9 protein-coding genes and 2 tRNA genes are annotated in these 9,516 nt (G+C 63.8%); all 11 read right to left on the bottom strand.

Annotation, left to right across the window (positions count from 1 at the left end):
• Nucleotides 1-162: 162 nt before the first annotated feature.
• Nucleotides 163-239, bottom strand: a tRNA-Asp gene (locus WF331_RS27395).
• Nucleotides 240-304: 65 nt separating this feature from the next.
• Nucleotides 305-380: transfer RNA gene (locus tag WF331_RS27390), tRNA-Val, on the bottom strand.
• A gap of 148 nt (nt 381-528) precedes the next feature.
• Complete coding sequence (locus WF331_RS27385) at nt 529-1,299, bottom strand: SDR family oxidoreductase (protein WP_162465283.1); 771 nt, start codon at nt 1,297-1,299, stop codon at nt 529-531.
• Nucleotides 1,299-2,510 (bottom strand): O-succinylhomoserine sulfhydrylase, encoded by a 1,212-nt coding sequence (locus tag WF331_RS27380; protein WP_016500858.1) that lies wholly within the window; start codon nt 2,508-2,510, stop codon nt 1,299-1,301. Before WF331_RS27380 ends, WF331_RS27385 begins: the two co-directional genes overlap by 1 nt.
• 16 nt (nt 2,511-2,526) lie before the next feature.
• The gene (gene purF / locus WF331_RS27375; RefSeq protein ID WP_016485526.1) at nt 2,527-4,032 is read right to left on the bottom strand and encodes an amidophosphoribosyltransferase; all 1,506 of its coding nucleotides are present in this window, start codon (nt 4,030-4,032) and stop codon (nt 2,527-2,529) included.
• Between the two features lie 42 nt (nt 4,033-4,074).
• Nucleotides 4,075-4,632 (bottom strand): CvpA family protein, encoded by a 558-nt coding sequence (locus WF331_RS27370; RefSeq protein ID WP_016500859.1) that lies wholly within the window; start codon nt 4,630-4,632, stop codon nt 4,075-4,077.
• A gap of 196 nt (nt 4,633-4,828) precedes the next feature.
• The gene (locus WF331_RS27365; RefSeq protein ID WP_284363786.1) at nt 4,829-5,494 is read right to left on the bottom strand and encodes an SPOR domain-containing protein; all 666 of its coding nucleotides are present in this window, start codon (nt 5,492-5,494) and stop codon (nt 4,829-4,831) included.
• Nucleotides 5,478-6,785 carry a bifunctional tetrahydrofolate synthase/dihydrofolate synthase gene (gene folC, locus WF331_RS27360; RefSeq protein ID WP_284363783.1) on the bottom strand — a complete coding sequence of 436 codons (1,308 nt, stop codon included), beginning with the start codon at nt 6,783-6,785 and terminating at the stop codon, nt 5,478-5,480. The genes WF331_RS27365 and folC overlap by 17 nt, the downstream gene beginning before the upstream one ends.
• Nucleotides 6,785-7,678, bottom strand: a complete 894-nt coding sequence (gene accD, locus WF331_RS27355) for an acetyl-CoA carboxylase, carboxyltransferase subunit beta (protein WP_009686024.1) — start codon at nt 7,676-7,678, stop codon at nt 6,785-6,787. Before accD ends, folC begins: the two co-directional genes overlap by 1 nt.
• Nucleotides 7,679-7,894: 216 nt before the next feature.
• On the bottom strand, nt 7,895-8,515 hold the full coding sequence (locus WF331_RS27350; RefSeq protein WP_016500862.1) for a phosphoribosylanthranilate isomerase: 621 nt from the start codon (nt 8,513-8,515) through the stop codon (nt 7,895-7,897).
• A gap of 61 nt (nt 8,516-8,576) precedes the next feature.
• Complete coding sequence (truA, locus tag WF331_RS27345) at nt 8,577-9,437, bottom strand: tRNA pseudouridine(38-40) synthase TruA (RefSeq protein WP_016500863.1); 861 nt, start codon at nt 9,435-9,437, stop codon at nt 8,577-8,579.
• Nucleotides 9,438-9,516 lie beyond the last annotated feature (79 nt).

Raw genomic sequence — 9,516 nt, 5'->3', positions numbered from 1 at the left:
GACTCGAACCCGCGACCCCCGGCGTGACAGGCCGGTATTCTAACCGACTGAACTACCGCTGCGTATCGTTCAGGCTTGCGCCTGATTGAAACTGGGATCAGCCAAAGGCATTTTGCCTTGTGGCTTCAGACCGGTGCATGGCACCCATCTGTTACTGAAAAATGGCGCAGCGGACGGGACTCGAACCCGCGACCCCCGGCGTGACAGGCCGGTATTCTAACCGACTGAACTACCGCTGCGCAGTGCGTTCCTCTCTGGCTATCGGCTTCTTGCGAGACCTTTGCACCAGGAACTTCTCAGGAAGTGGTGGGTGATGACGGGATCGAACCGCCGACCCTCTGCTTGTAAGGCAGATGCTCTCCCGGCTGAGCTAATCACCCTCGCGATGTTGCTTGTTGCGTTTGCTTCTCTGAGGCCGCGAAATTTACGCAGGTGGCGAAGCTAAGTCAATAGCCCCATTGAATTTTTTTCAAAAAAAGCAAAAACAGAAAAGGGACCTTTCGGTCCCCTTCCCTTACAGCGCCGAGCTCAGGTGTAGATCATCTTGCGGGTCATGCCGCCATCGACCACAAACTCCTGACCGGTGACAAACGCCGCCTGGCGCGACAACAGCCAGGCAACCATCGCCGCCACATCTTCCACGGTGCCTACCCTGCCCGTCGGGTGCTGGGCATGGTCGGCCTCGGTCAACGGCTCGGCACGACGCTGCGACGGGTCACGGGCATCGATCCAGCCCGGGCTCACTGCATTGACACGAATTTCCGGGCCCAGGCTCATGGCCAGTGCATGGGTCAAGGCCACCAGGCCGCCCTTGCTCGCTGCGTAGGCCTCGGTGTCGGGCTCGGACTGCCGCGCCCGGGTAGAAGTGAGGTTGACGATGGCCCCGTTGTGCGCACGCAGGTACGGCGCACAATGCTTGGCCAGCAGCATCGGGCCATTGAGGTTAACCGCCAACACCCGGTTCCACTGTGCCAGGCTCAGGCTTTCCAGCGTCTGGTTGTGCGGGTTGGCAATGGCGGCATTACACACCAGCGCGTCCAGCCGACCGAACTGCCCAAGCACTTCGGACACCCCGGCAATGACCTGGGCCTCGTCGGCGACGTCCATGGTGATGAACCAGGCGTTGTCGCCCAAGGCCTTGGCCACTTTGCCGCCACGCTGTCGGTCCAGGTCGCTCAGCACCACCTGCCAGCCTTCACAGATCAGCCATGCGGCAATGCCCAGGCCGATGCCGCGCGCGGCACCGGTGACCAAGGCTACCCGGCCATTCTGGCCCGGGGTACTGCCGCGGATTTCCATCACAGTGCGGCCAGCCCGCGTGCAAGGTCAGCCTGCAGGTCAGCCACATCTTCCAGGCCCACGGCAACGCGGATCAGGCTGTCGCGGATACCGGCGGCTTCACGCTCCTGCGCCGACAGGCGGCCGTGGGAGGTGGTGGCCGGGTGGGCGATGGTGGTCTTGCTGTCACCCAGGTTGGTGGTTATGGAAATCACCCGGGTGGCGTCGATGAAGCGCCAGGCGCCCTCTTTACCGCCCTTGACCTCGAAGCTCACCACCGCACCAAAGCCACTCATCTGGCGCTTGGCCAGTTCGTGCTGCGGGTGGCTGGGCAGGCCGGCGTAATGCACCTTCTCCACGCCGTCCTGCTGCTCCAGCCATTCGGCCAGGGCCTGGGCGCTTTCGCAGTGGGCACGCATGCGCAGGCGCAAGGTTTCCAGGCCCTTGGTGAAGATCCAGGCATTGAACGGGCTGAGCGTCGGGCCTGCAGTACGCAGGAAGCCCACCACTTCTTTCATCTGTTCGGCACGGCCGGCAACCACGCCCCCCATGCAACGGCCCTGGCCGTCGATGAACTTGGTGGCCGAGTGGAACACGATGTCGGCACCCAGCTTCAGTGGCTGCTGCAGCGCCGGGGTGCTGAAGCAGTTGTCCACCACCAGCATGGCACCGCGCGCATGGGCGATTTCACTGAGCGCGGTGATATCGACCAGCTCGGCCAGCGGGTTGGACGGCGACTCGACGATCAGCAGCTTGGTATTGGCCTTGATGGCCTTTTCCCAGCCGCCGAGGTCGACCAGTGGCACGTAGTCCACCTGCACGCCAAAACGCTTGAAGTACTTCTCGAACAGGCTGATGGTCGAACCGAACACGCTCTGCGACACCAGCACGTGGTCACCGGCGCTGCACAGCGACATCACCACGGCCAGGATGGCTGCCATGCCAGTGGAGGTGCCCACGGCCTGCTCGGCGCCTTCCATGGCCGCCAGACGCTCCTCGAAGGCACGCACCGACGGGTTGGTGTAACGCGAATAGACGTTGCCCGGCGTTTCACCGGCAAAGCGCGCGGCCGCGTCGGCGGCCGTGCGGAACACGTAGCTGGAGGTCAGGAACAGCGCTTCGCTGTGCTCGCCCTCGGGTGTACGGTGTTGACCGGCGCGCACCGCCAGGGTGTCGAAACCGACACCCTCGAGGTCGCTGTCCAGTCGCCCGGCATCCCATTGATCCGTCATGCCGTCGCTCCCTGAATCAGTTGTTGTAGAGGTCGATGATCGCGCTGACGGCCTGGTTCTTGACCTTGGCCAGGTCATTACGGGCCTGCTCGATACGCTCGAGGTAGGCATCGTCGATATCGCCGGTGACGTACTCACCGTTGAACACCGCGCAATCGAAGTGATCGATCTTGATCTTGCCGCCACCGACCGAGTCGATCAGGTCTGGCAGGTCCTGATAGATCAGCCAGTCGGCGCCAATCAACTCGGCCACTTGTTCGGTGGTACGGTTGTGGGCGATCAGTTCGTGAACACTCGGCATGTCGATGCCGTAGACGTTGGGGTAGCGTACTGCCGGGGCTGCGGAGCAGAAGTAGACATTCTTGGCGCCGGCTTCGCGGGCCATCTGGATGATCTGCTTGCAGGTGGTGCCGCGCACGATCGAGTCGTCCACCAGCATCACGTTCTTGCCGCGGAACTCCAGTTCGATGGCGTTGAGCTTCTGGCGTACCGATTTCTTGCGCGCGGCCTGGCCGGGCATGATGAAGGTACGGCCGATGTAGCGGTTCTTGACGAAGCCTTCGCGGAACTTGACGCCCAGGCGGTTGGCCAGCTCCAGCGCGGCAGTGCGGCTGGTGTCCGGGATCGGGATGACCACGTCGATGTCATGCTCCGGGCGTTCGCGCATGATCTTGTCGGCCAGTTTCTCACCCATGCGCAGACGGGCCTTGTACACCGAAATACCGTCGATGATCGAGTCCGGACGCGCCAGGTAGACGTGCTCGAAAATGCATGGCTGCAGTTTTGGCGATTCGGCGCACTGCTTGGTGAACAGCTGGCCTTCTTCGGTGATGTACACCGCTTCGCCCGGCGCCAGGTCGCGGATCAGGGTGAAGCCGAGCACGTCCAGGGCCACGCTTTCCGAGGCAATCATGTATTCCACGCCTTCGTCGGTGTGACGCTGGCCGAACACCACCGGACGGATGCCGTGGGGGTCGCGGAAACCGACGATGCCGTACCCGGTGACCATCGCCACCACGGCGTAACCGCCTACGCAGCGGCTGTGCACGTGGGAAACAGCAGCGAACACGTCTTCTTCGGTCGGCTGCAGCTTGCCGCGCACCGCCAGCTCATGGGCGAACACGTTCAGCAGCACTTCCGAGTCGGAGTTGGTGTTGACGTGGCGCAGGTCGGACTCGTAGATCTCCTTGGCCAACTGCTCGACGTTGGTCAGGTTGCCGTTGTGGGCCAGGGTGATGCCATATGGCGAGTTGACGTAGAACGGCTGGGCCTCGGCCGAGGTCGAGCTGCCCGCAGTCGGGTAGCGCACGTGGCCAATGCCCATGCTGCCTACCAGGCGCTGCATGTGGCGCTGCTGGAAGACGTCGCGCACCAGGCCATTATCCTTGCGCAGGAACAACCGGCCGTCATGGCTGGTCACGATACCGGCAGCGTCCTGGCCGCGGTGCTGGAGGACCGTAAGCGCGTCATACAGCGCCTGATTGACGTTCGACTTACCGACGATACCGACGATGCCACACATGCGACGCAACCCCTACTTTGACGAAACTTGAGTGAATAGCGCTCAGGGCCGGGACGGACCGAGCAACTGTTCCTTGAACGGAAGATCAGCCGGAGCGCTGATCAACCCACTGGGCGACCACTGGCCGGTGAAACCCAAAATCAGGTTTTTCGACCAGTCGGCGACCAAGAGAAATTGTGGTATCAGGCGTGATTCCTGCCACCAGGTGTCTTGTTGAACAGGCCCCAGGCTGATCAGGCCGATGGCCACCACTACCAGCAAGGCCCCGCGCGCGGCGCCGAAGGCCATGCCCAGGAAACGATCAGTACCGGACAGCCCGGTCACACGGATCAGCTCACCGACGAGGAAGTTGACCATGGCCCCCACCAGCAAGGTGGCGACGAAAAGAATGGCGCAGCCGGCGATGACGCGCATCGATGGCGTCTGGATATAGCTCTCAAGATACACCGAGAGCGAACCGCCGAACATCCAGGCAACCGCACCGGCAATGATCCAGATGAGCAAAGACAAGGCTTCCTTGACGAAGCCGCGCTTGAGACTGATCAGTGTGGAGACGGCGATGATCGCGATGATCGCCCAATCAACCAAGGTAAATGCCACGGTGCTGCCTGCATACGTTTGAGGCGGCGCATTTTACCAGAGCGACGGGCTGGGAGTAAGCGGAATGTGGGGTGGATTGGTGTTGGGCGATTCGCGGGTAAACCCGTTCCCACAGGGACCGCGCCACAGCATGGTCTGCTCACATCCTGTGGGAGCGGGTTTACCCGCGAATGGCCAGCAAGGCCGCTACTGGGTATCAGCTGCGCTCTGGCTGGAAACGCACCACAAAGCCCTTGAGGCTGTTCTGGCGGTTGATGGCGTCGCGCGTGCGCTCGGCTTCGGCCCGCTCGATCAACGGCCCGACATACACCCGGTTCATCCCGCCCGCCGAGCGGATATAGGCGTTGTAGCCCTGACTGCGCAGCGTTTGCTGCAGCTTCTCGGCACCGGCTCGGTTGGACAGGCTGGCCAACTGGATGGACCAGCTGACAGGCAAGCCATTGACGTCGATTTTCGAGGGGGCAGCTGGCTTGGCCACTGCCGTGGCAGGTGCCGGGGTGGCCGCCGGCCTGGGCTCGACCTTGGGTGCCGGGACCTGCGGCTTGGCCGGCTGAACCTGCGCCTGGGTCTGCGGCGATGGCGTGATGGGCTGGCTGGGTGTAGCGGCCGGCGCAGTGAACTCGTCGACCACCACCGGTGGCTGCTGCGGCTCTTCAGGAATGACCTGCGGCTCCGGCACGGCGACCGGGTCCACTTTCACTTCCGGCAGGCTTGGCATGGCCGGTGCCTGCGGGGCTTCGACGTGCACCTGGCGCATCTCGTCCTCGCGGGTGAACAGCATCGGCAGGAAAATAACCGCCAGCGCCACCAGCACCAGCGCACCCACCATGCGCTGTTTCATCCCTTTATCCAGCACTGCCATCTACTCCACCCTCCTGGGCGTGCCGCTCCAGCCACTCCAGCGCCTGGGCAACACAGAAAAACGAACCGAACAGCAAGATCTGATCATCCGCCGTCGCCTGCGCGCATTGCCCTTCAAGGGCGGCATCGACGCTGACATAAGACTTCACCGCAGCACCGAGGTTCGTCAAGGCCGTGGCCAGTTCCGCAGCCGGGCGGCTGCGGGGGGTATCCAGGGGCGCCACGGCCCAGTCGTCGACCAGGCCCTGCAGCGGCGCCACAACGCCGTCCAGGTCCTTGTCGGCGAGCAGGCCGAACACCGCCAGGCGACGCCCTTTGAGCGGCCGGGCCGCCAGGCGCCGAGCCAGGTACTCCGCTGCATGGGGGTTGTGCCCCACATCCAGCAGCAGCTCCACCGGCTTGCCCTGCCAGTTCAGCAGGCGGCGGTCGAGGCGGCCGGTGATACGGGTCGCCAGCAGTGCCTGGCGCACGTGCGCGGCATCCCACGGCAGCCCCATCAGCAGGTAAGCCTGCAGGGCCAGCGTGGCGTTTTCCATGGGCAGGTCAAGCAAAGGCAGGTCACGCAGTTCTACCTGCGCACCATCAGCCGCCGTACCGCGCCAGCTCCAGTTGCCATCGGCACTGGCCAGATCGAAGTCACGACCGCGCAGGAACAGCGGCGCTGCCAGTTCGGCAGCCTTGTCCAGCAACGGCTTCGGCGGGTCCAGGTCACCACACAGGGCCGGCTTGCCCGTGCGGAAGATGCCGGCCTTCTCGAAGGCCACAAGCTCGCGAGTATCGCCCAGGTAATCGACATGGTCGACGCCGATACTGGTCACCAGGGCCAGGTCGGCATCCACCACGTTCACGGTGTCCAGGCGGCCACCAAGGCCCACTTCCAGCACCACGGCATCCAGCTGCGACTGGTAGAACAACCAGAACGCGGCCAGCGTGCCCATCTCGAAGTAGGTCAGGGAAATTTCGCCCCGCGCCGCCTCGACGGCGGCAAAGGCTTCGCACAGGCGCTCATCACTGGCCTCTTGGCCATCGATCACTACCCGCTCGTTGTAACGCAACAGGTGCGGCGAGCTGTACACGCCGACCTTGAGCCCCTGGGCGCGCAGCAGCGAGGCCACGAAGGCGCAGGTCGAGCCCTTGCCGTTGGTGCCGGTCACCGTCACCACGCGTGGCGCCAGCTTGCCCAGCGCCAGCCGGGCAAGCACCTTCTGCGACCGCTCCAGGCCCATGTCGATGGCCGAGGGGTGCAACTGCTCGAGGTAGGCGAGCCATTCGCCCAGGGATCGTTGTTTCATCACGCGACGGCAGCCGCCTCACGCGCTTGCTCCGGGGTTTCCTGGCCGGTCATCTGCGCCAGCAGGCGGGCCAGGCGCGGGCGCAGTTCGCCACGGGAGATGATCAGGTCGATAGCACCGTGCTCAAGCAGGAACTCGCTGCGCTGGAAGCCTTCTGGCAGCTTCTCGCGTACGGTCTGCTCGATCACACGTGGGCCAGCGAAGCCGATCAGGGCCTTTGGCTCACCGACGATGACGTCGCCGAGCATCGCCAGGCTGGCGGAAACGCCGCCGTATACCGGGTCGGTCAGCACCGAGATGAACGGGATGCCTTCTTCGCGCAGGCGCGCCAGCACGGCCGAAGTCTTGGCCATCTGCATCAGCGAGATCAGCGCTTCCTGCATGCGCGCACCACCCGAAGCGGAGAAGCAGACCATTGGGCAGCGGTGTTCCAGGGCGTAGTTGGCCGCACGCACGAAGCGCTCGCCGACAATGGCCCCCATGGAGCCGCCCATGAACGAGAATTCGAAGGCGCTGACCACGATCGGCATGCCCATCAGGGTGCCGCTCATGGAGATCAGCGCGTCCTTTTCGCCGGTCTGCTTCTGGGCGCCGGTCAGGCGGTCCTTGTACTTCTTGCCGTCACGGAACTTGAGGCGGTCGACTGGCTCCAGGTCGGCACCCAGTTCGGCACGGCCTTCCGCGTCGAGGAAGATATCAATGCGCGCACGTGCGCCGATGCGCATGTGGTGGTTGCACTTGGGGCAGACATCCAGGGTCTTTTCCAGCTCCGGACGATACAGCACGGCCTCGCAGGACGGGCACTTGTGCCACAGGCCCTCAGGCACCGAGCTCTTCTTCACCTCGGAACGCATGATCGAAGGGATCAGTTTGTCGACTAACCAGTTGCTCATGCTTTCTTTCTCCAGTATTGGCAAGCGGGGGTCGGCTTCACCGGCCCTGCCCTGCCCTTGAGCTCAAAATCTTTTATGAAACGATGATGGACCGGCCGCCGGGGCTTCCAGCGTGCCACTCCACCGCTAATGTGTTGTTGTGCCGCCACCGGCGGCTGCCCCGCAGGGCTGCGAAAGCTATGGACGATGGCGCGCAGCCAGCCGTCACATCTGCCATCACGCCTGTTTCACCGCCTGCATGAAGGCCTCGATCTTCGCCGCGTCCTTGATGCCCTTGGCCTGTTCGACGCCACCGCTGACATCCACCGCATAAGGCCGCACCTGGGCAATCGCCTGGCCGACGTTATCGGCCGACAGCCCGCCCGCCAGGATGATGGGCTTGCTCAGGTGTGCCGGCACCAGTGACCAGTCGAACGCTTCACCGGTTCCCCCGGGTACGCCTGCCACGTAGGTGTCCAGCAATATGCCGCGGGCCCCTGCGTAAAGCTGGCAGGCCGCTTCCAGGTCATCGCCCGGGCGCACACGCAGGGCCTTTATCCAGGGGCGGTGGTAGCCTTCGCAGTCTTGCGGGGTTTCATCGCCGTGGAACTGTAGCAGGTCCAGCGGAACCACTTCGAGGATCTCGTTCAGCTCGCAACGCGAAGCGTTGACAAACAGCCCGACCGTGGTCACGAACGGTGGCAACTCGGCAATGATCGCCCGTGCCTGTCGCACGTCCACGGCCCGCGGGCTTTTGGCATAGAAGACAAAGCCGATGGCATCGGCACCCGCTTCGGCAGCGGCCAGTGCGTCTTCGATACGGGTAATCCCGCAGATCTTGCTGCGAACATTGCTCATGGACAGCGAACCCTGATTGTTACGGTGAAAGGCCGGATGTTAGCAAATGGCTTTTCGTCCGTCAGTCTGCCAACGCTTCGTAGCCGGTCAAAAAGTGTGGGCCGATGTAACGCTGGGGCAGCACATATTCCTCGGGGTACTCCACCTTGACCAGGTAAAGCCCGTACGGATGGGCGGTGACCCCGGCTTCACGGCGGTCGCGCCCTTCCAGCACTTCACGCGCCCAGGTGACCGGGCGCTCGCCGGCGCCGATGGCTGTCAGCACACCGACAATGTTACGCACCATGTGGTGCAGGAAGGCGGTGGCGCGCACGTCCAGCACGATCATCTGGCCATGGCGGGTAACGCGCAGGTGATAGATGTGCTTGATCGGCGACTTGGCCTGGCACTGGCTGGCGCGGAAGGCGCTGAAGTCGTGGGTGCCAAGCAGGAACTGCGCCGCTTCGGCCATGCGCTCGACATCCAGCGGGCGGTGGTTCCAGGTCACTTCCTCGGCCAGGTGCGCCGGGCGGATCGGGTCGTTGTAGATGACGTAGCGGTAGCGCCGGGCACACGCCTTGAAGCGGGCATGGAAGTCGGCCGGCATCGGCCGCGACCAGACCACGCTGATGTCGTGCGGCAGGTTGAAGTTGGTGCCCAGGGTCCAGGCGCGCTCGTCGCGTACGGCGCGGGTATCGAAATGCACGATCTGCCCGCAGCCATGCACGCCGGCATCGGTACGCCCGGCGCAGATCACCGAAATCGGTTCGTTGGCGACCTTGGACAACGCTTGTTCCAGCGCTTGCTGCACACTGGGCACTCCACTGGCCTGACGCTGCCAGCCGCGGTAGCGGGCGCCCTTGTATTCCACGCCCAGGGCGATTCGGGAGTAGCCTTCGGCCGCGGATTCGGCGGCAGCGGTGTCGATGATGTCCAAGCGCATGAAACCTGTGGGGTGTACGGAATGGCGGGGATTATAACGACAACGGCAGCCTTGTAGGGCTGCCATTGGAGGTGTGTAG

Source organism: Pseudomonas sp. YNh (assembly GCF_037993085.1).
Taxonomy (GTDB): Bacteria; Pseudomonadota; Gammaproteobacteria; order Pseudomonadales; family Pseudomonadaceae; genus Aquipseudomonas; species Aquipseudomonas putida.
This window is presented reverse-complemented; position numbering and strand designations above follow the sequence as displayed.

Bases quoted from the DNA above. Each gene is read 5' to 3' on its own strand.
- WF331_RS27385 (WP_162465283.1), bottom strand. From the start codon at position 1,299: ATGGAAATCCGCGGCAGTACCCCGGGCCAGAATGGCCGGGTAGCCTTG.
- WF331_RS27380 (WP_016500858.1), bottom strand. From the start codon at position 2,510: ATGACGGATCAATGGGATGCCGGGCGACTGGACAGCGACCTCGAGGGT.
- purF (WP_016485526.1), bottom strand. From the start codon at position 4,032: ATGTGTGGCATCGTCGGTATCGTCGGTAAGTCGAACGTCAATCAGGCG.
- WF331_RS27365 (WP_284363786.1), bottom strand. From the start codon at position 5,494: ATGGCAGTGCTGGATAAAGGGATGAAACAGCGCATGGTGGGTGCGCTG.
- folC (WP_284363783.1), bottom strand. From the start codon at position 6,785: ATGAAACAACGATCCCTGGGCGAATGGCTCGCCTACCTCGAGCAGTTG.
- accD (WP_009686024.1), bottom strand. From the start codon at position 7,678: ATGAGCAACTGGTTAGTCGACAAACTGATCCCTTCGATCATGCGTTCC.
- WF331_RS27350 (WP_016500862.1), bottom strand. From the start codon at position 8,515: ATGAGCAATGTTCGCAGCAAGATCTGCGGGATTACCCGTATCGAAGAC.
- truA (WP_016500863.1), bottom strand. From the start codon at position 9,437: ATGCGCTTGGACATCATCGACACCGCTGCCGCCGAATCCGCGGCCGAA.